At 59.9% G+C, this 20,798-nt stretch carries 22 protein-coding genes; 12 read left to right on the top strand and 10 right to left on the bottom strand.

Features of this window, described 5'->3' with window-relative positions:
• The 9 genes from F6A13_RS06130 to F6A13_RS06090 are packed head-to-tail and all read left to right on the top strand — an operon-like array spanning nt 1 to nt 4,854.
• A complete protein-coding gene (locus tag F6A13_RS06130) occupies nt 1–1,299 on the top strand; it encodes an FAD-dependent monooxygenase (protein ID WP_113525762.1) in 1,299 nt (432 codons plus the stop codon).
• Nucleotides 1,296–1,583: a ferredoxin family protein gene (locus F6A13_RS06125; RefSeq protein WP_113525761.1), complete on the top strand. Its 288-nt coding sequence runs from the start codon at nt 1,296–1,298 to the stop codon at nt 1,581–1,583. The genes F6A13_RS06130 and F6A13_RS06125 overlap by 4 nt, the downstream gene beginning before the upstream one ends.
• A 13-nt stretch (nt 1,584–1,596) precedes the next feature.
• A complete protein-coding gene (locus F6A13_RS06120; protein ID WP_014029006.1) occupies nt 1,597–1,932 on the top strand; it encodes a (2Fe-2S) ferredoxin domain-containing protein in 336 nt (111 codons plus the stop codon).
• Nucleotides 1,922–2,416 carry a hypothetical protein gene (locus tag F6A13_RS06115; RefSeq protein ID WP_113525760.1) on the top strand — a complete coding sequence of 165 codons (495 nt, stop codon included), beginning with the start codon at nt 1,922–1,924 and terminating at the stop codon, nt 2,414–2,416. Before F6A13_RS06120 ends, F6A13_RS06115 begins: the two co-directional genes overlap by 11 nt.
• A gap of 48 nt (nt 2,417–2,464) precedes the next feature.
• On the top strand, nt 2,465–2,818 hold the full coding sequence (locus F6A13_RS06110; protein ID WP_113525759.1) for a hypothetical protein: 354 nt from the start codon (nt 2,465–2,467) through the stop codon (nt 2,816–2,818).
• On the top strand, nt 2,818–3,438 hold the full coding sequence (locus F6A13_RS06105) for a glutathione S-transferase family protein (RefSeq protein WP_113525758.1): 621 nt from the start codon (nt 2,818–2,820) through the stop codon (nt 3,436–3,438). The genes F6A13_RS06110 and F6A13_RS06105 overlap by 1 nt, the downstream gene beginning before the upstream one ends.
• Entirely contained in the window at nt 3,435–3,710 is a 276-nt protein-coding gene (locus tag F6A13_RS06100) for a hypothetical protein (protein WP_126605228.1), read from the top strand. Before F6A13_RS06105 ends, F6A13_RS06100 begins: the two co-directional genes overlap by 4 nt.
• Entirely contained in the window at nt 3,707–4,390 is a 684-nt protein-coding gene (locus F6A13_RS06095; protein WP_113525756.1) for a fumarylacetoacetate hydrolase family protein, read from the top strand. The genes F6A13_RS06100 and F6A13_RS06095 overlap by 4 nt, the downstream gene beginning before the upstream one ends.
• Nucleotides 4,391–4,425: 35 nt before the next feature.
• Nucleotides 4,426–4,854 (top strand): hypothetical protein, encoded by a 429-nt coding sequence (locus F6A13_RS06090; protein ID WP_113525755.1) that lies wholly within the window; start codon nt 4,426–4,428, stop codon nt 4,852–4,854.
• Here the strand turns inward: F6A13_RS06090 and speA are convergent.
• The 3 genes from speA to F6A13_RS06075 form a co-directional block, all read right to left on the bottom strand.
• On the bottom strand, nt 4,819–6,732 hold the full coding sequence (gene speA / locus F6A13_RS06085) for a biosynthetic arginine decarboxylase (protein ID WP_126605227.1): 1,914 nt from the start codon (nt 6,730–6,732) through the stop codon (nt 4,819–4,821). The genes F6A13_RS06090 and speA overlap by 36 nt on opposite strands.
• Before the next feature lie 64 nt (nt 6,733–6,796).
• Nucleotides 6,797–8,206, bottom strand: a complete 1,410-nt coding sequence (locus tag F6A13_RS06080) for a PhoH family protein (protein WP_126605226.1) — start codon at nt 8,204–8,206, stop codon at nt 6,797–6,799.
• Nucleotides 8,203–8,682 carry a peroxiredoxin gene (locus F6A13_RS06075; protein ID WP_113525752.1) on the bottom strand — a complete coding sequence of 160 codons (480 nt, stop codon included), beginning with the start codon at nt 8,680–8,682 and terminating at the stop codon, nt 8,203–8,205. The genes F6A13_RS06080 and F6A13_RS06075 overlap by 4 nt, the downstream gene beginning before the upstream one ends.
• Nucleotides 8,683–8,799: 117 nt before the next feature.
• Here F6A13_RS06075 and F6A13_RS06070 point away from each other — a divergent pair, with 117 nt between their 5' ends.
• Nucleotides 8,800–9,276, top strand: coding sequence for a Fur family transcriptional regulator (locus F6A13_RS06070; RefSeq protein WP_126605225.1), 477 nt, complete (start codon nt 8,800–8,802; stop codon nt 9,274–9,276).
• Between the two features lie 82 nt (nt 9,277–9,358).
• Here the strand turns inward: F6A13_RS06070 and F6A13_RS06065 are convergent, their stop codons facing one another.
• Nucleotides 9,359–10,123 (bottom strand): HAD family hydrolase, encoded by a 765-nt coding sequence (locus tag F6A13_RS06065; protein WP_113525750.1) that lies wholly within the window; start codon nt 10,121–10,123, stop codon nt 9,359–9,361.
• Nucleotides 10,124–10,287: 164 nt separating this feature from the next.
• Here F6A13_RS06065 and dksA point away from each other — a divergent pair, with 164 nt between their 5' ends.
• A complete protein-coding gene (gene dksA, locus F6A13_RS06060) occupies nt 10,288–10,752 on the top strand; it encodes an RNA polymerase-binding protein DksA (RefSeq protein ID WP_113525749.1) in 465 nt (154 codons plus the stop codon).
• A 4-nt stretch (nt 10,753–10,756) separates the two neighbouring features.
• Nucleotides 10,757–12,088 (top strand): dihydroorotase, encoded by a 1,332-nt coding sequence (locus tag F6A13_RS06055; RefSeq protein WP_126605224.1) that lies wholly within the window; start codon nt 10,757–10,759, stop codon nt 12,086–12,088.
• On the opposite strand, the gene tilS is transcribed toward F6A13_RS06055, so the two are convergent.
• The 6 genes from tilS to F6A13_RS06025 are packed head-to-tail and all read right to left on the bottom strand — an operon-like array spanning nt 12,052 to nt 20,754.
• A complete protein-coding gene (gene tilS / locus F6A13_RS06050) occupies nt 12,052–13,446 on the bottom strand; it encodes a tRNA lysidine(34) synthetase TilS (protein ID WP_126605223.1) in 1,395 nt (464 codons plus the stop codon). The two genes, F6A13_RS06055 and tilS, sit on opposite strands and share 37 nt — an antisense overlap.
• Nucleotides 13,424–14,374, bottom strand: a complete 951-nt coding sequence (locus tag F6A13_RS06045) for an acetyl-CoA carboxylase carboxyltransferase subunit alpha (protein WP_126605222.1) — start codon at nt 14,372–14,374, stop codon at nt 13,424–13,426. The genes tilS and F6A13_RS06045 overlap by 23 nt, the downstream gene beginning before the upstream one ends.
• Nucleotides 14,375–14,408: 34 nt before the next feature.
• Nucleotides 14,409–17,909, bottom strand: a complete 3,501-nt coding sequence (dnaE, locus tag F6A13_RS06040) for a DNA polymerase III subunit alpha (RefSeq protein WP_126605716.1) — start codon at nt 17,907–17,909, stop codon at nt 14,409–14,411.
• Entirely contained in the window at nt 17,909–18,499 is a 591-nt protein-coding gene (locus F6A13_RS06035) for a ribonuclease HII (RefSeq protein ID WP_126605221.1), read from the bottom strand. Before F6A13_RS06035 ends, dnaE begins: the two co-directional genes overlap by 1 nt.
• 13 nt (nt 18,500–18,512) lie before the next feature.
• On the bottom strand, nt 18,513–19,640 hold the full coding sequence (gene lpxB / locus F6A13_RS06030) for a lipid-A-disaccharide synthase (RefSeq protein WP_113525744.1): 1,128 nt from the start codon (nt 19,638–19,640) through the stop codon (nt 18,513–18,515).
• Nucleotides 19,641–19,644: 4 nt separating this feature from the next.
• Nucleotides 19,645–20,754: a DegT/DnrJ/EryC1/StrS family aminotransferase gene (locus F6A13_RS06025; protein WP_113525743.1), complete on the bottom strand. Its 1,110-nt coding sequence runs from the start codon at nt 20,752–20,754 to the stop codon at nt 19,645–19,647.
• Between the last annotated feature and the right edge of the window lie 44 nt (nt 20,755–20,798).

Genomic DNA, 20,798 nt, shown 5'->3' with positions numbered 1-20,798 from the left:
ATGGCCGAAAAATTTGATGCCATTGTGGTAGGTGCCGGCCCCGCCGGTAATGCAGCCGCGTATACCATGGCCAAGGCAGGTCTGAGCGTATTGCAACTGGAACGCGGTGAAACCCCTGGTACCAAAAATGTCCAGGGGGCCATTCTCTACGCCGACGCGCTGGAGCGCATCATTCCCGATTTCCGCGACGATGCCCCGTTGGAACGCCATATCATCGAACAGCGCATGTGGGTGCTGGATGACAAATCCTTCATCGGTACCAACTATCGCTCGGATGCCTTTAACAGCGACCAGCCCAATCGTTATACCATCCTCCGGGCGCCTTTCGACAAGTGGTTCTCCGGGAAGGTCAAGGAGGCGGGGGCATTGGTCATCTGCGAGACGACGGTCACCGAGCTCATCCAGGAAGGCAAAAAGGTCATCGGCGTCCGTACCGACCGTGAGGGAGGCGACATTTATGCCGATGTGGTGATCCTGGCGGATGGCGTCAATTCGCTGTTAGCCAAAAAAGCCGGGTTCCATGGCGAACTCGACGCCAAAAACGTCGCGCTTGCGGTCAAGGAAATTCACTTTCTGCCCGAGGAGGTCGTGCAAAGCCGTTTCAACATCAAGGGCAACGAAGGGGTGGTCATTGAGATCGCCGGTGCCGTCACCCACGGCATGGTCGGCACCGCCTTCCTCTATACCAACAAGGAATCCATCACGCTGGGCATCGGTTGCCTCTTGTCCGACTTCAAAAAAGGGGGCATCGCGCCCTATACCCTCCTCGAAGAACTCAAGACACATCCGGCCATTGCCCCGTTGATCGAGGGGGGCGAAATGAAGGAATATGCCGCCCACCTGATTCCCGAAGGGGGCTACAAGGCGGTTCCGACCCTCTACGGCGAGGGCTGGATGATTGCGGGGGACAGCGCCGGACTGGTAAATGCAGTCCACCGTGAAGGCTCCAACCTGGCGATGACCAGTGGCCGGTTGGCCGCAGAAACGGTTATTGCGCTGAAAGAAATGAAGCTCCCCTGTACGGCCTCCCATCTTGCCCGTTACAAAACCGCGCTGGACGACAGTTTCGTCATGAAAGACTTGCGGAAGTACAAGGAGTTGCCCGATATCCTGCACGGCAATCCGCATTTCTTTTCGGTGTATCCGCAACTCCTCAACCGCGCCGCGCATACCATGCTGATGGTCGATGGTCAGGATAAGCACAGCAAGGAGAAGACCATTCGTGGCAGCTTTATACAGCAACGCTCGTTGTGGGGTTTGGTGGGAGACGCTTACCGCATGTGGAGGGCAACACGATGATCAAGATCGAAGAGAAACTGTTTCAAAACCGCTACCGGGTCGATGAAGGTCGGCCGCATATCCGGATCAGCGACCCTCAGGTCTGCGCCGATGATTGTAAAACACAGTCCTGCACTTTCGCCTGTCCTGCGGCCTGTTACGCCAAAGACGAGGGCGGTGGTGTGGTCCTGACCACGGACGGCTGTCTGGAGTGCGGCACCTGTCGGATCATTTGTACCGAACATCACAACGTGGACTGGTCTTATCCACGGGGCGGTCACGGCATCCTCTTCAAGTTCGGTTAAGTGGGGGCATTTCATGAGCAAACCAGAACGCCACGTCTTTGTCTGCGTCCAGTCCAGGCCGCCGAGCCATCCCAAGGGCTCCTGCGGCGCCCAAGGCTCTGCGGATCTACTCCGTGCTTTTCAAGACACCTTTGAAGCACGCAAACTCTGGGGGCGTTTCGCCCTGACGCAGTGCGGTTGTCTGGGACCCTGCGGCGAGGGTCCCAATGTGCTGGTTTATCCCGAAGGCATCCTTTACGCGGGAGTACGTCAGGATGATATCGACGTCATTATCGACGAACATCTGATCGGCGGCACCCCCGTCACCCGCCTCTACCCGACACCGGAGGCTTGGTCCAATGAGCCCTGACGGTACCCTCGGCGAGATCATCCTGCCCTTTGCCGACCCTGCCGGGCAGGCGGCTTCGCTGCTGGAGGCCGCACTGGCCAGTAGCACACACCCGACCGAGGTGGAAAAACTGCTGAGGCATCATCTCCTGAATGAACCGGATTATCTACCTGCTTATTTTGCCCTATACAAGTTATTGTTTCGTCAGTCCCGATTGGCAGAAGCCGAAGAGATAGCGCGCAACGCCATGGATAGAGGAGCGCGACTGGGCGGCTTCCCGCCCAACTGGCAGCACCTCGCTCCAAATACGGCAGACTGGTCCATGATTCACAGCCCTGCCCATTTTTATCTCTTCACCCTGAAGGCCCTGAGTTTCATCCTGTTACGCCGCAAGCGACTGGACGAATGCCGCGAGGTTCTGGAAAAGATCGGCGAACTGGACCCCCACGATCTGATAGGGGCCTCCGTCATCCGCGCCTATGCCGATGGTCTGACGGCGCATTGAGTCTGGCGGTGTGGCATACAAGATGGAATACCCTCCCGGGACACCCCCATGCTGAGCATCTCGCTCTTTAACGCGATTGAAGAGGCGGGGATTGCCGTACTCACGCTGACTGAAGGGCTGGAGGAGGAAGAGTTTCTCGCGTCGCGCCTCACCCGCGCAGAAACTCGACGCCAGCTTCGCCTCATGAGCAAGTCCGCCCTGCTCCTGTCGCCAGAGATCCACGCCCTGTTGGTGGAAATAGACTGGGAAGGCTGGCGCGCCCTCGACCAGCGCCTCGCAACCAGTGATAAAGCAGAGGACACCCTGCTTTGGCTCGCGGTGCGCGCGCTGGCACCAGATACCTTGATGTGGCTGCGGGTATACCGCAAAAACCAGCCGGAATGGTTTAAAGAGGACAACTGATGGCAATGCGCTTCTATATGACCCCCGGATCGTGCTCCACCGGCATCCATATTCTGCTGGAAGAACTGGATCTCCCCTTCGAGGCCTGGATCGTCAATCTGCCAGCCGGCGAGCACCACAAGCCCGAGTACCGCGCCATCAATCCGAAGTCCACCATCCCCACCCTGGTGCGTCAGGACGGCACGGCGCTGACTGAATTCCAGGCCATCGCCTGGTGGCTGGCACGCGCCCACCCCAAGGCGAAACTGCTGCCAGAGTATCCCGACGGCGAGGCGCGCGTGCTGGAAGTCATGGACTATGTTGTCGGCACCCTGCACGGCCAGGGCTTCGCCCGCATTTTCATTACGGACACCTTCACCCCCAACGTCGCCGATCACGCAGCCGTGCAGGCGCGCGGACGGGAAATCGTCAATCAAGGATTCGCCATCCTGAATGACGCCCTTGCCGGCTTGGATTATGTCACCGGCGGCTTCTCCATCGCCGATGCGGCACTGTTTTACGTGGAGTTCTGGGCAGACCGGCTGGGCATCCCGCTACCTGAACATTGCGACGCCCACTACCAACGCCTGCGGACCAGGCCTGCCGTGCAGCGCGTACTGCGCGAGGAAGGCTATCGATGACAACGGAAAGCGCAAACTGCTTTGTTCTGGCGGAAATGCGCACCCATCATTTCACCTTTCAGGGCACCGGCGAGGATCGGGAGGCGGCCCGCCGCGCCCTGCTCCACGCTTGGCAGGTGCACCGAAACCGTCTGGTACAACGTTACCCCGAGTGCCGCGACCGAATCCTCGATGAAAAGCACATTGAATTCCGCTTCAGGATCAGTTATCAAGAAATGGGAGCAGATACCTGTTATCCCTCCATTTCACCCGGCACAGGAGTCCGTCCATGAACTACGCCTTCCCGCCCGCCCCTGTCGTGACTCTGGACGCCATGTCCAGCAACCCTTTCCCGGTGCGCCGTATTTTTTGCGTCGGGCAGAACTACGCTGATCACGTCCGGGAAATGGGCAGCGCGCCCGATACCGAACCCCTCTTTTTCATGAAACCGGCCAGCGCCATCCTGCAGAATAATTCAGTGCTGCCCTACCCGCCCGGCACTACCGACCTGCAGCCCGAGGTAGAACTGGTGGTGGCGCTACATAAGGGTGGCAAAAATATCCCCATGGACAAGGTCGATTATGACTATGTGTTCGGCTATGCCGTGGGTCTGGACATGACCCGCCGCGACCTGCAACGCGTGGCCCGCGAAAAGGGCCAGCCCTGGGAGATGGCCAAAGCATTCGACCATTCGGCGCCCTGCACGGCCATCACGCCCGAGTTTTATTCGGGAACCATCGCCCGCGGTAAGATCGAACTCAAGGTGAATGGTCAAATCCGCCAGAGCGCCGATGTCGGTGACATGCTCTGGAAAATTCCGCAGATCGTCCATTTCCTGTCTAATCAGATCGAACTCTTTCCCGGAGACATCATCTTCACCGGCACCCCCGCCGGCGTGGGTCCCGTGGTGAAAGGCGACGTAATCGAGGCTGCTGTTGCCGGGCTTGAACCGCTGACCATCACCATCGGCTAAGCCGATCACCCCCCAACCGAAACAGGAATAACCCAATGCCCACATCCGATCTCCTCGAACGCAATCGCCTGATCTTCTGTCACTTCGACAGCTACAGTGCTGCCCTGCGTTTTGTTCGCATCAACGACAGTGTGATGCTGCCAGCGCCACTGCCGGAGAACACCAGTATGGTTGCGACACCCACGGAGATCGGCGATACGCCCACTGACGTACTGCATGCGGTATTGGAGAAATTGAACATAAATCCCAGCCAGATAGATCTGGACGACGGTTTCGAGGCTTGGCTGTCTACCGACACCGGTCCAATTCAGATCCACCTCGCGCGCTTCACGACATTTGAAGCCCCACACGAGGCCATCGCTCCCCACGATGGCGTTTTCAAGCCCATCAGTGAGCTGCGGCGCCTGCCGACGACGGAGTTGGCGCTGCTACGTCAGGTCTTCGATCTGATTCTGGGCGGTTAAATAGGTATAACCATGCAGCCCATCCGCAAACTGCTGTAGAAACTCACGACGCTCCACATCGTCGAGATGGCTGCAGGCTTCCACTTTTTTCTGATAACGGGCCAGCAGGTCGATGGCGGAAAATTGTACGTATTGCAGGACGGATTCCACCGTATCCCCCGCCAGCGGCTGCTCCAGACGCATGGCGCCCGAGGCATCACAGAGCACATTCACCGAGTCCGTGTCGCCGAACAGATTATGCATATCCCCGAGGATTTCCTGATAAGCGCCCACCAGAAAAATCCCGAGGAGATAAGGCCTCCCCTCCTGTAGCGCATGTACCGGCAGCGCCGGCGTCAGGCCTTCGGCCGTGACGTACGCATCGATTCTGCCATCGGAGTCACAAGTGATATCTTCGAGACGAGCCCGCCGGGTCGGCTCTTCATTCAGCCGCTGTATGGGCAATATCGGGAAAATCTGATCAATGGCCCAAACATCGGGCAGCGACTGAAACAGGGAAAAGTTAACGAAATATTTGTCCACCAACTTTTCGTCGAGTTCGTCAAGGATGTCACGATGCGCGCGATTGTGCGGGTCAAGAAAGCCGCGCACCCGCCAGAGCAGTTGGGCGTAAACGCCTTCGGCTTCGGCCCGCCCTTCAATGTGAATGATACCGAGGTTGAATTGCTGGTGAATCTCCGCCAGCAGATAGAGGGCCTCCTGATAGACTTCCAGCGCGGCAGCGGCGTTACCATGATCCAGCCGGGTGAGCAGACGGCCCCATTCGCCCTCCATCAAGTCGGCGGAAGGGGTTGACGGCGGATGCTCTCCCGCCGCCATCTCCACATCGCTGACATTCGCCAGCAAGACGGCGTGATGAGCCGTCAGCGCCCGTCCCGATTCAGAGATGATACGCGGCTCCGGCAGACCTTCCTGGCGTGATACATCGGCCAGCGTGGCGACGATGGCATGGGCATAGTCCGAGACATGATAGTTCGTGGAGCAGTAGGCGCGGGAGTGCGTCCCTTCATAGTCCACACCGAGCCCGCCGCCCACATCCACCACCTCCAGGGCCGCGCCCAGGCGCCGCAGTTCGGCATAGAGGCGAGCGCATTCGCGCATACCGCCCTTGATGAACTGAATATTGGGAATCTGGGAGCCGAGATGGAAGTGCAGTAATTGCAGGCTATCCAGCGCATTTTCTGCCCGCAGGCGGTGGACGAGTTCCAGGATGTCCGCCGTAGACAGGCCAAATTTGGACTTTTCGCCACCGGTATTCTGCCACTTTCCGGAACCGGCGGATGCCAGCCGCGCGCGCACCCCGATCCGGGGTTTGACGCCAAGCTTGCGGGCCTCATTCAGGATCAGGGGCAATTCCGATGGTTTTTCCACCACCAGGTAGACCTGCATGCCCAACTTCTCACCCGTCAGAGCCAGACGAATATACTCGTTGTCTTTGTAACCATTGCAGATGATGGTACCGCCTACCGGCATCAGCCCGATGACCGCCAACAGCTCCGGTTTGCTACCTGCCTCCAGACCGACGCTGCCCGCACCGGTCCGCAAAATCTCCTCCACGACGCGCCGCTGCTGATTGACCTTGATCGGATAAACGGGGGTGTAGCTGCCCTTGTAATCGAGGGCGCGGATGGCATCACCAAAGGCGCCGTGCAAACGCGCAACCCGATCCCCAAGAATCTGCGGGAAACGCAGGAGGCAGGGCAAACCGAGGGAATGCTCACCCAGTACCGCCGCAACATCGGCCAGCCCGATGGCCGCACCCTGCGGGTTGGCGTCGGGACGGACGATGATCTGCCCGTCCGCCCCCACGTCGAAATACCCTTCACCCCAATGCGGCAGGTTATACAGATGGCGACTATCCGCGACCGACCATGTCATGCGCTCACTCCCCCCGATGCCCTGCGCGCAGTCTACGGGCTCAGCGGGTCAGGAGACAAGGGGATCACAAGGCATCATTGGCAAAATCCGCCAGACGCGAACGCTCCCCACGACGCAGGGTGATATGTCCGCTGTAGGCCCAGTCCTTGAAGCGATCCACCACATAGGTCAGACCGGAGGTGGTTTCGGTCAGATAGGGCGTGTCGATCTGGGCAATATTACCCAGGCAGACGATTTTGGTCCCCGGACCGGCACGGGTGATCAGGGTCTTCATTTCCTTGGAAGTCAGATTCTGCGCCTCGTCAATGATGACGAATTTCTCCAGAAAGGTACGCCCACGCATAAAACTCATGGATTTGATGCGAATCCGCTTGTTGATCAGGTCCTGCGTCGCGCTGCGCCCCCAACTGCCGCCCTCATCGCTGCCACGCGCCAGAATTTCCAGGTTGTCCTCCAGCGCCCCCATCCACGGCAGCATTTTCTCTTCTTCCGTACCAGGCAGAAAACCGATCTCGTCACCCACAGGCACCGTCGCACGGGTGATGATGACCTCCGAGTAGCGCTTCTGTTCGAAAATCTGATGCAGCGCCGCCGCCAGCGTCAGCAGCGTCTTGCCCGTGCCCGCATGACCCAGCAGGGTGACAAAATCGATGTCCGGATCCATGAGCAGATTCAAGGCAAAATTCTGCTCCGGATTACGCGCCAGGATGCCCCATACGGCGTGCCGGTCGCTCCGATAGTCGGTAATGCGTTCGATGATGGCGTGTTCCGGATGTACTTCCCGGACGATCGCCGCGAAGTCCTCGGTGGCCTCCTCCTCCATATTGATGGCGATAAACTGGTTGGAATGCCAGCGCTGAATGGCCGGCCCGCTGATCTTGTAGTAGCTGCGCCCGCTTTCCTGCCAGGCATCCAGATCGCGGCTGTGCAAGTCCCAGAAATCCGCGCTCAGGGTCTCTGCGCCGGTGTAGAGCAGATCCACGTCGTCCAGGGCGCGATCGTTCTGATAATCCTCCACCCGGATGCCAAGGGTGCGCCCCTTGATGCGTAAATTGATGTCTTTGCTGACCAGAATCACATCCTTTTCGGGATGGCGATTCTGTAAGGCCAGAGTCACCGCGAGGATTTCATTATCCGCCTTGCCGCTGGCCAGGTCTTCCGGCAGCGCCTGCTGATGCGCAGCCGTCTGGAAATAAAGTCGTCCCTGAGCATAAGGCAGCACCAAACCTCGATCCAGATCAGCGGTATCTGTCAGCATCTCATCCAGATAACGGCTGACCTGGCGCACGTTGCGCGCCTGTTCACTCAGGCCCTTTTTGTGCTGATCCAATTCCTCCAGCACGACCATCGGCAGCAGGATGTCATGTTCCTGGAAACGGAACAGTGCTGAGGGGTCGTGCATCAGCACGTTGGTGTCCAGAATATAAAGGCGTGCCTTTACCTCCTGTGAGGCTGCCACTTCCCGGGGACTCATGGTAGCTGCTTGACGATTTGCAGAATGGCGGCCGCATGTCCGGCGGCCTTTACCTTGCGCCCGATGTAGGCAATCTTGCCCTCCCGGTCGATCACGAAAGTGCTGCGTTCGACACCGATACTGACTTTGCCGTAATTGTTCTTTTTTTTGAGCACATCAAAGGCGTTGCAAAGTGCTTCGTCGGTATCTGCCAAGAGCGGGAACGGGAAATTGAACTTGCAGGAAAACTTTTCATGGCTGGCGAGGGTATCTCGGGAAACCCCCAGAATTTCCGCGCCAGCGTCCTGGAATTCCGGGTAGAGCGCCGTGAACTCCTGGCCCTCTGTCGTACAACCCGGTGTGTCATCCTTGGGGTAAAAATAGAGCACCACAACCTTTCCGCGCAGGTCATCGAGGCTGATGGAAGCCGCCTTACCATAGGCGGCGGCATGAAACCGGGGTGCAGGTTGACCGACGGTAATGGTTTCTGAAGACATGGGGAACTCCTGAGTGGGCCTGACTGAAAATCTAGCGCGGCGGGTGGGGCGCTGTCCAGAGAAGCCCGGTAGAACCCTTGCTTGCGCGCTTCCCATCTTCTGCTCTAGCATGACTCCATGGCGCATTCATCAGTCCCTTACCCCCTCGCTGCAACAGTTTCCGATACTGACGCGGCGCAGCGTCTCCGCGCTGCCGGACAACGTGTCACGCGTTTACGGGTGGTGGTGTTCAAGACGCTTCTGGAAGCCGAGCAACCCCTCAGTCACCCCGAGCTCCAGCAGCGCCTGGAAGCCTCGGAAACAGGGGGGGTGGATCGCGTCAGTCTCTACCGTAATCTGGAATGGCTGGTACAGATCGGGCTGGCCCACCGGATCACGGCAGACGACCGGGTATGGCGTTTCAGCGCCCGCCGTGAAGAGATGGCCACCCAACACCCGCATTTTCATTGTGTCTCCTGCGGTCGGGTGTTCTGCCTGCCTGAGAGCAGTGTCCCGGCGCCCCGCTTGCCAGCCGACTATTCCATGATTGAAATGGAACTGGTGGTCAACGGGGTCTGCGCCCACTGCGGCAAGGCACCGCCCCCCAAAAACTGACGGGTACCCGACAGATACCCGGTGCGCCTTCCCTGACGGTACCCAAAAGTCCGGTCGGAGGCCCGTCATTGTTCCCACATACTCAATGTTCACGGCTCTCTGCCCACCACTCTCGCAGGGTGGGAATATCCACGATCACCCGTTCCCCGGCGGAACGACCCTGCAAGACCTGCGCAGGGGATGCCTTTTCTCCCAGATGATCCAGCACCCTCAGCGCTGCGCTGAAGTCCTGTCCTTGGGTATATTCTGTCTGGGTAATAACGGTGGCGAGCCCCGCGCCGCAGGCTGATTGCAGCCCGTTCGCCGAATCTTCGATCGCGAGGCAGTCTGCGGCAGACAAACCCAATTGACCCAGCACATGGGTATAAATGTCCGGTGCCGGCTTTTTGTGGGGAACGATATCTCCGGCACCGATGGTATGAAAGCGCTGCGGCGCCTCCGCGCCCAGGGTGCTCTTTAACAGCGACTCGACATTGGCTGGCGTGGTGGTCGTGGCGATGGCCAGAAGCAGACCATGATCCCGCGCCGCGTTCAGCAAACGCTCCACCCCGGGGCGTAGCGGTAATAGCCCGGCATTCATCATCTCCACGTAATGCCCCGTCTTTTGACGGTGGATAGAGGCAATATCAGCATCGCTCAGTTGCGGCAACTGGGGATGATCGTTCAGGAAAGCCCTGAGGCGCTCCTTGCCGCCGGTAACCTTCAGATAGTGTCCGTAGGTCGGCACATCCCAGCGAAAAGGAAGGCTCATTTCTGCAAAAGCCCGGTTGAAGGCCACCCGATGGGCATCCCTCTCGGTATCGGCGAGGGTACCATCCACATCAAAGATCAGCGCGCGCAAAGGCATAAATCGTTATCCCCTGAGTTTATAAGGAAAACCACCAAAACCATCCGCAATCCGCAAAATCCCCGCAGTCTGGCCGGACCATTGTACCCAGCATGTCATGGATTGCCAAAACGGCTTTTCTCTGTTAAACGTAACCGGATTTATCGCAAAGACAGGAAGCTTCCATGGACCAAAGCATGCTCCCGCCAACGCCAGTAGCGCCCGGCGCCGCCCAGCAGTTCACCGCGTTCACTCCCTACGAGCCCGTTCCCGGCGAAGAATACATGAGCCCGGCGCAGATCGCCCATTTCCAGAAGATTCTGGAAGACTGGCGCGGTGAACTGATGGCGGAAGTCGACCGTACCGTGCAGCACATGCAGATGGAAAACGTCAACTATTCCGACCCCAACGACCGGGCCAGCCTGGAGACCGATATGGGTCTGGAGTTGCGCGCCCGCGACAGGGAACGCAAGCTGATCCGCAAGATCACCCAGGCTCTCGACCGCATCAAGGCCGGCGAATATGGCTACTGCGAAAGCTGTGGTGTGGAGATTGGTCTGCGCCGCCTCGAAGCCCGCCCTACCGCCACCCTGTGCATCGATTGCAAAACGCTGGAAGAAAAACGCGAGAAGCAGATGGCGCAAGACTGATGCCATGCGCCTGCTGATCCGTAACGCGCGCATCGCACTGCCCTCCGGTGAACTGTATCACGGGGATCTTTTTTCCGAAGATGGCCGTATCGTTGCCATCGGTCGGGATATAGACCGCACTGCCGATACGGTGATTGACGCCAAAGGCCATATGCTGATGCCTGGCGTTATGGACCCGCAGGTACATTTCCGCGAACCCGGCAATGAACAAAAGGAAGATATTTCCAGTGGCTCGCGGGCAGCGGCCAAGGGCGGCGTCACCAGTTTTCTGGAAATGCCCAACACCAATCCGTCCACCACCAGCCCCGCCGCTCTGGCGGACAAACTGGCGCGCGGAGCCGAAAAATCCGTGGTCAACTACGGGTTTTTTATCGGGGCCACCCCGGATAACCTCGACAGTCTTCTGGCGGCCGACGCCGCCTGCGGCATCAAGATTTTTATGGGCGCCAGTACCGGCAACCTGCTGGTGGACCAGGAAAAGGACCTGGACCGTATTTTCGCGCATGGCCGCAAACTGATAGCGGTCCATGCGGAAGACGAGGCTCGCATCCGCGAGCGGCGCGCCCAGTTCAGCGGCAGTTGCGAACCCGCAGATCATTCCCGTATCCGCGACGAAGAATCGGCACTGATGGCTACCCGGCGAGCCGTCCGGTTGTCCAAAAAATATCAGCGCCGTCTACACATCCTGCATCTCTCCACAGGCGTGGAGACCGAATTCTTACGGCAGGAGAAGACGCCTTACATCAGTTGTGAGGCGATTCCCAACCATCTTTTCCTGACGACCGATGCCTATGCCAAAATGGGTCCCCTGGCGCAGATGAATCCCCCCATCCGCAGTGAGCAGGATCGTCTGGTCCTCTGGGAAGGGCTGCGCAGCGGTGTAATCGATTGTATCGCTACGGATCACGCCCCGCATCTGCTGACGGACAAGGCCTTGGGGTATCCCCGCGCACCCTCCGGTATGCCCGGCGTGGAAACCAGCCTACCCCTGATGCTCACCGCCATGCGCGACGGTCATTGCAGTCTCGCCGAATTGCAGCGCTGGATGTGCTATAACCCGGCGCGCCTCTATGGCGTGGCAAACAAGGGGCGTATTGCCATCGGCTGGGATGCCGATCTCACCCTGGTCGATATGGTCCATGAAAGGCCCGTCCGCAATGAGGAGATGTTTACCAGAGTGGGCTGGAGTCCCTTCAATGGCTGGGTCCTGACGGGTTGGCCCGTTACCACCATTGTCGGCGGCCGGGTGGTTTTCGACAAAGGTGAAATTCTCCCCAATGCCCACGGGCAGCCGCTGCGCTATATCGAGCCGACGCCACTGCCGGCGGTAGACTGACTGCCGGTATTCCAGAGGCAGAGTGCCGGCTCTCCGCGGGGGGCACTCGCCCAGGGTGCGGTATAGTAGCCCAGAATAACTAGCAAATGCCCCGTTTCGTCCCAGAGCAGGGGTACATCCGCACGCAGATCCGGTGGGACCCCCGCCTCCAGCAGCAGTTTCTTCAGCGACCGATGCTGCCCCTGTCCGTTCAGGGTGAGTTCCCCCTGGCGGCGACGGCGCCAGTACAGCGTCGTCCCTGTAAAACGCTCAGCCAATGGGTGATGCAGGTCGGCCGGTGGCGTGGCCCGGATGGCACACTCCCAGCCGGGGATCGGCAGCGGTTTTCCCGGAGCGGCACACCAGGGGCCTGCTTGCCATTCCCTTTCCGCCGTAGCGCGCGGTTGTGGCCAGGCGCGCAGTATTCCACCCTGCAGCCAAGCCTGTCCCCCTTCCCACTGAATCCTCGTGCCCCCGCGTCCCTGCGTCACCGCGTTCCGCAGCACCTCCAGACGCTCCCGGCCCGGCACGGGTATCCGCAGATGCTGAAGCCAGCCGCGCAAAAAAACCCGCTGTGCCGCAACAGAAAGCGTATGGAGATACCCCAGAGGGAGCACCTCGGCAGAGAGATCCGGATGGTCTACCCGATACTGTTGCCAACGCAGGTCAAACCAGTCCGCCGCAATTTCCCCCATGTCGGCGAGATTGTCCGCAGCGCGGGCGATACTGATCGCCGCGTGGGGCCAACCCAGTTCCTGCAGTTGCGGGAGCAGGATGCGACGTATCCGCACCCTGTCGTAGCGCATATCGGCATTGGCCGGATCATTCAGAAAGAGTAAGTGCCGCTGTTCCAGATAATCCCGCAACACCTGCCGGGGTACGTCCAGCAGGGGCCGAACCAGAAGCCCGGCTCCCAGCGGGCGCTGCCGGGGCATGGCCGCCAGCCCCGCCACGCCGGTACCGCGCAACAGTTGCAAAAGCACGGTTTCCGCCTGATCTTCGAGGTGCTGCGCCGTGAACAGCCAGTCCCCCTGCCGCAGCTGCGCCGCCATGAGGGCATAGCGGGCACGCCGGGCCTGATCCTCCGGCCCCTCGCCCGGTGTATCTGCAGCCAGATGCAGCAGGGTGAAAGGAACCCCCAGAGCCTTGGCCCGCTGCTGACAGAACCGGGCCCATTGAGCGCTGTCCGGGTGCCAGCCGTGATCCACATGCAAGGCCTGGATCTCGTACCCTAAAGAAAGCAGTGCCACGAGCAGCGCCGTGGAGTCCCCGCCGCCACTGTAAGCCACATAGAGGGTGCGTCCCCACGGTGGGCGCAGATCCCCCTGCAGACGTGCCTGGAGACGCCGCTCCAGTTCAGGCAGCGCCGACGACTCCATAGTGCATCAGACGTTCGTAACGGGTGGTCAGCAACTTGCTGATATCCATCGCCTGCAACTCCTGCAGGTGATGGGCGAAACGCTCGCGTGCCAGCGCAAAGACCGCTTCCGGATCTCGATGCGCGCCACCGAGGGGTTCGGCCAGCACTTCATCGACCAGACCCATTCCTTGCAAACGACGTGCGGTGATACCCAGAGTTTCCGCTGCCTCGGCGGCCATAGCCGCGTTCTTCCAGAGGATGGAGGCGCAGCCTTCCGGCGAAATGACGGAGTACACTCCATACTCCAGCATCAGCATCCGGTCACCCACGCCAATCGCCAGGGCCCCGCCGGAGCCACCTTCACCAATGACCGTGCAGATAATGGGTACCGCCAGGTCAGACATCACTGCGAGATTACGGGCTATGGCCTCACTCTGGCCGCGCTCTTCGGCACCAATACCCGGGTAGGCTCCGGGCGTATCGATGAACGTAAATACCGGCAAGGCAAAACGCTCGGCAAGGCGAAGCAGACGCAAGGCCTTACGATAACCTTCCGGACGCGGCATCCCAAAGTTGCGCTGAATCTTTTCCTTGGTGTCGCGGCCCTTCTGATGTCCCATCCAGACGATAGGCTGTCCGTTGAAGCGGGCCAGGCCGCCGATAATAGCCTGATCATCAGCGAAGGCACGGTCGCCTGCCAGCACCTGTACTTCCGTGAACAGGGCCTGCACGTAATCCAGGGTGTAGGGCCGCTGTGGATGACGGGCCACCTGTACCGTCTGCCAGGCACCTAGCTTGCTGTAAATACGCTGCAACTCCTTGCGCGCCTTGACTTCCAGACGACTGATGTCATCGGCGATACCCGGCTGATTCAGGGCATGGAGTTCCTCCACCTTGGCATCCAGCTCCGCCACCGATTGTTCAAAGTCCAGATAACTGATCTTCATGTTCACTCCTTACCATTCCGAACAGGGCCGGCGCTCAGGCCGGGCGTCGCGCCGCGTGCCGCGCACGCTCCAGGGGGACGACATTATTGACGAGAAGGGTCACCGGCCGATAGCTCCAGTGCCAGTGTGCCGTGGGTGCTAACGCCGTCAGGGCGGCAATGGCGGCGGGACTCGCCGCAAAGCTCAGGTTTTCCGTCACCCGCAATTGCGCGATAATGTCGTCTGCGACCCGCAAACGCAGGCGCAAGGCTGTTTGGCCGGGGTATTTACGGAGCACGGCAAGCAGATCTTGCGGAGCCATATCTGCCGTAAGTCCCAGTTCCAAGGTCAATTGTGCAGCCAATTCCTCCCGCGCCTGTGCCATATCCAGCAGACGCATGGCACTGAGCCGCAGGCCACCGGAATAGCTGTCCTCGCCCACCTCACCCAGAACCAGCACCGGCTCCTCGCCCTCTCGGATCTTGCCGGCCTGCGCCCAGACTTCGCCAAAGACGACGACCTCCAGCCGCCCCCGACCATCATCGAGGGTCAGGAAATAGATACGATCACCGCGCTTGGTCCGGGTGCTGCGCCGCGCTACCACCAACCCCGCCACCAATACCGTGGCCCCGACACAGACGTCTCCAAGAGGCATCGTTCCCAGCGCCGCCAGATCATCCCGCAGACTGTCCATGGGGTGACCACTGAGATAAAAACCCAGAGTTTCCCGTTCCTGACGCAGGGTTTCAGTGAGACTCCATGCCTCGGCCGACACCAGCGGCGGCGCTACCCGCAACGCCTCCTGTCCGCTAAACAATGATTCCTGCAGGCTCGCCTGACTGCTCTGAAACTGCGCTGCTGCTTCCATACAACGGTCCACGGACGCGATCAGGCTGGCCCGCGACACGCCCCAGTCATCCATGGCTCCGGCGCGAATCAATGCCTCCAGGGCACGACGATTGATTTTCTGGGTATCCACCCGGCAGAGCAGATCGAAAAGATTCAGGAAGGCGCCCCCCTTACGGGCGTCGAGAATCGCCTGAATGGCCGCCCGTCCCAAGCCCTTGATGGCACCCAGACCAAAGCGGATGTCACCATCCCCCTCCGGACGAAACTCCAGCACACTGTGCTGAACGCTCGGTGGAGCGATGCGCAGGCCCATGCGCGCGCACTCGGCAATCATCGCCACCACTTTGTCGGTGTGGTCCATATCTGCGGTCAGCACGGCAGACATAAAAAATTGTGGATAGTGGGCCTTCAGATAAGCGGTTTGGTAGGACACCAGGGCATAGGCTGCCGAGTGGGATTTGTTAAAGCCATATTCGGCAAACTTTTCCATGAGGTCGAAGATGGCCCCGGCCTGGTCCGCGACCAAACCGTTCTTGTGGGCTCCCTCCAGAAAAATGCTGCGCTGTTTGGCCATTTCCTCCGGCTTTTTCTTGCCCATGGCCCGCCGCAGTAAATCGGCACCGCCGAGGGAATAACCCGCCAGCACCTGGGCGGACTGCATGACCTGTTCCTGATAGACAATCACCCCATAGGTTTCCCGGAGAATCGGTGCCAGATCCGGATGCAGATAGGTTACCTGCGCCTTGCCGTGTTTGCGGGCGATGAAATCATCCACCATACCCGACTGTAGCGGTCCCGGCCGAAACAAGGCGACGAGGGCAACAATATCTTCAAAGGTATCCGGCTGCAGGCGCCGCACCAGATCGCGCATACCCGATGATTCCAGTTGGAAGACCGCCGCCGTCTCGGTGGACTTGAGCAGGGCAAAAGTCGCCGCATCGTCCAAAGGCAATTGCTGAATATTCACGGCTTCACGACCCGCCGCTGCCGCATCGGCGTTGATGAGCTTGACCGCCATATCGATGATGGTCAAGGTACGCAGACCGAGAAAATCGAACTTCACCAACCCCATCTTTTCGACATCGTCCTTATCGAGCTGGGTGACATTACCACCCCCTTCAGAGCCGTCGTTAAAGAGCGGCAGACGGTCGGCCAGCGGCTCCGGAGAGATCACTACGCCACCCGCATGGGTCGAGGCGTGACGTGGCAAACCCTCCAGGCGCAGGGCGATGTCCAGCAGGTCGCGGACGTCGTCTTCCTCAGCCTGGCGTCGCCGCAGCTCCTCCGATTCCTCCAGGGCCTTCGCCAGGGTCATTCCCAGATCACCCGGCACCAGCTTGGCCAACTGGTCGACAAAGCCATAAGGTAGACCCAGCACCCGGCCGACATCACGCACTACCGCCCGCGCCTTCATCGTCCCGAAGGTGATGATCTGGCCGACCCGGTCACGACCATATTTGTCGGCCACATACTGAATGACACGGTCACGCTGATCCATGCAGAAATCCACGTCAAAGTCAGGCATGGAAACGCGTTCGGGGTTGAGAAAGCGCTCGAACAACAGGCCATTGCCGATGGGATCGAGATCGGTGATCCGCAGGGCGTAGGCCACCAGCGATCCGGCGCCGGAACCACGCCCAGGTCCCACCGGCACGCCATTATTTTTTGCCCACTGGATGAAATCCGCGACGATGAGAAAATAACCGGGGAAGCCCATCTGCTGAATGACGCCGACCTCACGCAACAGGCGCTCGTGATAAGGCAGCGTGGCGTCGCCACTGATACGCAGCTCCCGCAAGCGTTCCTGCAGACCATTTTGCGCCGCGTCGTGCAAATATTCATCCACGGACTGGCTGGCGGGAATGGGATAGTCTGGTAGCGCATAACGCCCGAGCACCAGCTCCATATTACAGCGTCGCGCAATTTCGACGGTGTTGTCGCAAGCTTCCGGCAGGTCCGCAAAACGCTCTCGCATTTCTTCGGGGTCCGGCAGGCGGTGCTCCGGCGTAAAACGCCGTGGACGGCGCGGGTCGTCCAGGGTAACACCTGCAGAAATACACTGTCGCGCATCGAAGGCCGCAAAGTCCGCCGCATCGAGAAAGTGGGCATTGTTGGTGGCCACCAACGGTAAATCCAGTTTTTCCGCCAACGCCACCGTGGCCTGGACCAGGGCCTCCTGCCCCGCCTCACCGTTGCGCTGCACTTCCAGATAAAAACGTTCCGGGAAAAGCCTTGCGTAGTATCGCGCCCGGCTTTCCGCCTGTTGCGGATGGCGCTGCAGGGCACGCCCGATCTCCCCTTGCCCAGCCGCAGACAGGGCAATGAGACCGTCGCTCGCCCCTTCCAGCCATGCCGCGTCGATCTGCGGACGGCCGTGGCGACTGCCCTCCAGGTAAGCCCGGCTGAGCAGGCGGCTGAGATTACGATAGCCGGTTTTGTCCATGCACAGCAGGATAAGGCCGACCGGCTGTTCCGGTTCTGCCCCGTCATGCACCCAGACTTCACTGCCAATCAATGGCTTGACGCCCTGTGCCCGGGCCGCATTATAAAATTTCACCAGGGCAAAAAGGTTGCCGTGATCCGTGATCGCCACGGCTGGCATGCCCCGCTCCGCGCAGCGTCTGGCCAGTGCCTTGACCGGAATGATTCCGTCTTCCAGGGAATATTCGGAGTGTACGTGCAGATGGACAAACTGCGGCGCACCCATCATTGCGCCTCCCAGGCCTGGTCGACAGGTCTGAAGCCGCGCCGATGCAGGGCACAGGGACCCCAGCGCCACAATGCCTGGAGATGCACCGCCGTGCCGTAACCCATATGCCGCGCCAGCCCATATTGAGGATAATATCGGTCGAGCAACTGCATCTCCTCATCCCGTGTCACTTTGGCCAGAATACCTGCGGCAGCGATGGCGTCCACCCGGCCATCGCCGCCCACCAGCGTCTCTACCTGCCAACCGGGAGGCGATTGATTGCCATCGACGAGAATCCGCCGAGGCTGCCTGGGCAGGCCGACGATAGCCCTCGCCATGGCACGCAACGACGCCTGGAGAATATTGTAGCGCTCGATCTCCCAGACTGCAGCCCGGGCTACCGACCAGGCCAGGGCCTCATGGCGGATACGTGCGGCCCAATATGTCCGTGCGGCTGCCGTCATTTTCTTGGAATCGTCCAGACCGTGAAGAGGTACGCGCAGAATCACCGCCGCTGCCACCACCGGACCCGCCAAGGGCCCTCGCCCCACCTCATCCACACCCGCGCACCAGGGTCCATAGTGTTCCAGGATGGGGGCGCTTTTCATGGCGTTACCGTTTTCATGCCAGCATCTCTCGGAGCACCTGCTGCAACTGCTCGGGGGGATTGCCTTCCAGCAGGCCACGCAGTTTCTGCAATTTCGCCACCTGCTCGGAACCCGCCGGCCCCAAAAGCGCCGCCAGTGCACCAGCCACTTGGGCGGGCTCGAAGGCGTCCTGGAGGAATTCCGGATATACGGCCTCTTTGAGCAAAATATTGGGCATGGCCACGAAGGGAGTTTTCACCAGTCTTCGGACGACAGCAAAGGTGAGTGCGTTCAAAATATAAACGACAACCGCCGGGCGCCGCATGAGTGCCGTTTCCAGTGTGGCGGTACCGGAGGCGACCAGCACCACATCAGCGGCTGCCAGCACGGTTTGCGTCTGAGCGACCACCAACTGCGCATCTTCCGGCCCCGCACCCTGTTTCCAGAGTCGCTCCCAGAGGGGGCGCAACTCCTCCCTCGCCAAGGCCACCAGAATCCGCAGTTCCGGCATTTGGTTGCGCAAACGTCGCGCCGTTTCCGCATAGCGTAGAGTCAGACGTTCCAGCTCGCCGCGGCGACTGCCCGGCAGGAGCGCCAGCACCGGCCCCCCTGCCGTCAGTCCCAGTGCTGCCCGCGCATCCATCCCATACTGCGCCGTCGCAGTCTGCGCCAGCAAGGGATGGGCCAGCACATGCACCGGCACCCCCGCCTGTGCATAAATGGGCACCTCAAAAGGAAAAAGCACCAGCATGTGGTCCACGACGCGCTTGATCTGATGAATTCGCTGCGAGCGCCAGGCCCAGATCTGTGGACCCACCACATAGAGCACTCGAATGCCCATCTGCTTAGCCATCTTGGCAACGTGCAGATTGAAAGCAGGATGGTCAATCAGCACCACGCAAGCCGGCCGCTCCGCCTGCAGATGCTGCCGAATTTGCCCATAAAGCCTGCGCAAGCGACCGTAGTGCCGCAAGACTTCGACCAACCCGATCATCGCCAGCACTTCACCATTGGCAATATTTTGCACGCCCGCCGCCTGTAGACGGGACCCGACCACCCCGGACCATTGCAGATCAAGTCCCGCCTGCGCGGCATTCGCCATGATTTCCAGCCCGAGATTTTCGCCGGAACGCTCTACCGCGAGGATAAAGGCCTTGCTCAAGGCCCTAGCCGTGCAGGGTGCGACGGATCACGGTAGCGATCCTGGCTATCTGCTCCTCACGCAGTTCCGGGAACATGGGCAGGGAGAGCACCCGCTCCGCCAGATGCTCTGCCACCGGACAATGGGTTTGGGCCTGGTGTGCAAACATCTTTTGCTGGTGTCCTGGAATCGGATAGTAAATGGCGCTGGCAATGCCTTCGGCATGGAGGGCGGTCTTCACCGCATCCCGCGCATTCAACTGAATGGTGAACTGATGGAATACGTGGTGATAACCTGCTGGAGCTTCCGGCAATTGCAGGTCGAGACCCACCAGATGCTCGGCGTACCACCCTGCCGCCTGCCGCCGTCCGTCGTTATAGGCTGCGAGATGTGGAAACTCCGCCCGAAGAATCATCGCCTGCATTTCGTCGAGACGACTGTTATAGCCCAATACGTCATGATGGTAGGTCTGCCAGGAACCATGGTTGCGCAGCCCGCGCAATTTGCGTTCCAGCTCCGCATCCGCCGTTACCACCATGCCGCCGTCTCCGGCAGCGCCAAGATTTTTGCTGGGGAAAAAAGAAAAACAACCGATGTCGCCAAAGCTGCCCACCCCTTGTCCGTTAATTTGGGCACCAATAGCCTGGGCACAATCCTCAATCACCCGCAAGCCATGCTTGTGAGCAAGCGCCATGATGCCGGGCATATCTGCCGGTAATCCGTAGAGATGTACAGGGATGATCGCTTTGGTCCGCGGCGTAATGGCGGCCTCGATACCGGCCACTGTCATGGCGTAAAAACGATCATCCACATCCACAAAAACCGGCGTGGCACCCACATAAAGAACCGCTTCCGCAGTCGCAATGAAGGTGAAGGTGGGGACGATCACCTCGTCGCCGGGACCGATTTCCAGGGCACGCAGGGCCAGCGTCAGGGCGTCCGTACCGGAAGCACAGCCCACACCGTGGGCAACACCGGAAAGACCCGCCACCTCCGCCTCCAGCGCACGCCCCTGATTTCCCAGGATAAAACTAGCATCGTCGAGAATTTTCCCTATCCCCGTCAATATTTCATCCCGCAGCGGCGCAAAATGCGCACGCAAATCGACCATGGGAATTGCTGTATTTTGAGTCATGCATCACCGTCCGAAAGAAACGTCAAAACCCGCACCGGCATACG

This window comes from Acidithiobacillus sp. 'AMD consortium' (assembly GCF_008926505.1).
In the GTDB taxonomy this organism is placed as follows: Bacteria; Pseudomonadota; Gammaproteobacteria; order Acidithiobacillales; family Acidithiobacillaceae; genus Acidithiobacillus; species Acidithiobacillus ferridurans.
The sequence above is the reverse complement of the archived record's forward strand: the minus strand, read 5'-3'. Positions and strand labels throughout refer to the sequence as shown.

Bases quoted from the DNA above. Each gene is read 5' to 3' on its own strand.
- F6A13_RS06095 (WP_113525756.1), top strand. From the start codon at position 3,707: ATGAACTACGCCTTCCCGCCCGCCCCTGTCGTGACTCTGGACGCCATG.
- F6A13_RS06055 (WP_126605224.1), top strand. From the start codon at position 10,757: ATGCGCCTGCTGATCCGTAACGCGCGCATCGCACTGCCCTCCGGTGAA.
- tilS (WP_126605223.1), bottom strand. From the start codon at position 13,446: ATGGAGTCGTCGGCGCTGCCTGAACTGGAGCGGCGTCTCCAGGCACGT.
- F6A13_RS06025 (WP_113525743.1), bottom strand. From the start codon at position 20,754: ATGACTCAAAATACAGCAATTCCCATGGTCGATTTGCGTGCGCATTTT.
- speA (WP_126605227.1), bottom strand. From the start codon at position 6,732: ATGACATGGTCGGTCGCGGATAGTCGCCATCTGTATAACCTGCCGCAT.
- F6A13_RS06080 (WP_126605226.1), bottom strand. From the start codon at position 8,206: ATGAGTCCCCGGGAAGTGGCAGCCTCACAGGAGGTAAAGGCACGCCTT.
- dksA (WP_113525749.1), top strand. From the start codon at position 10,288: ATGGACCAAAGCATGCTCCCGCCAACGCCAGTAGCGCCCGGCGCCGCC.
- F6A13_RS06125 (WP_113525761.1), top strand. From the start codon at position 1,296: ATGATCAAGATCGAAGAGAAACTGTTTCAAAACCGCTACCGGGTCGAT.
- F6A13_RS06120 (WP_014029006.1), top strand. From the start codon at position 1,597: ATGAGCAAACCAGAACGCCACGTCTTTGTCTGCGTCCAGTCCAGGCCG.
- F6A13_RS06075 (WP_113525752.1), bottom strand. From the start codon at position 8,682: ATGTCTTCAGAAACCATTACCGTCGGTCAACCTGCACCCCGGTTTCAT.
- F6A13_RS06090 (WP_113525755.1), top strand. From the start codon at position 4,426: ATGCCCACATCCGATCTCCTCGAACGCAATCGCCTGATCTTCTGTCAC.
- F6A13_RS06045 (WP_126605222.1), bottom strand. From the start codon at position 14,374: ATGAAGATCAGTTATCTGGACTTTGAACAATCGGTGGCGGAGCTGGAT.
- F6A13_RS06105 (WP_113525758.1), top strand. From the start codon at position 2,818: ATGGCAATGCGCTTCTATATGACCCCCGGATCGTGCTCCACCGGCATC.
- F6A13_RS06115 (WP_113525760.1), top strand. From the start codon at position 1,922: ATGAGCCCTGACGGTACCCTCGGCGAGATCATCCTGCCCTTTGCCGAC.
- F6A13_RS06130 (WP_113525762.1), top strand. From the start codon at position 1: ATGGCCGAAAAATTTGATGCCATTGTGGTAGGTGCCGGCCCCGCCGGT.
- dnaE (WP_126605716.1), bottom strand. From the start codon at position 17,909: ATGGGTGCGCCGCAGTTTGTCCATCTGCACGTACACTCCGAATATTCC.
- F6A13_RS06110 (WP_113525759.1), top strand. From the start codon at position 2,465: ATGCTGAGCATCTCGCTCTTTAACGCGATTGAAGAGGCGGGGATTGCC.
- F6A13_RS06070 (WP_126605225.1), top strand. From the start codon at position 8,800: ATGGCGCATTCATCAGTCCCTTACCCCCTCGCTGCAACAGTTTCCGAT.
- F6A13_RS06035 (WP_126605221.1), bottom strand. From the start codon at position 18,499: ATGAAAAGCGCCCCCATCCTGGAACACTATGGACCCTGGTGCGCGGGT.
- F6A13_RS06100 (WP_126605228.1), top strand. From the start codon at position 3,435: ATGACAACGGAAAGCGCAAACTGCTTTGTTCTGGCGGAAATGCGCACC.
- F6A13_RS06065 (WP_113525750.1), bottom strand. From the start codon at position 10,123: ATGCCTTTGCGCGCGCTGATCTTTGATGTGGATGGTACCCTCGCCGAT.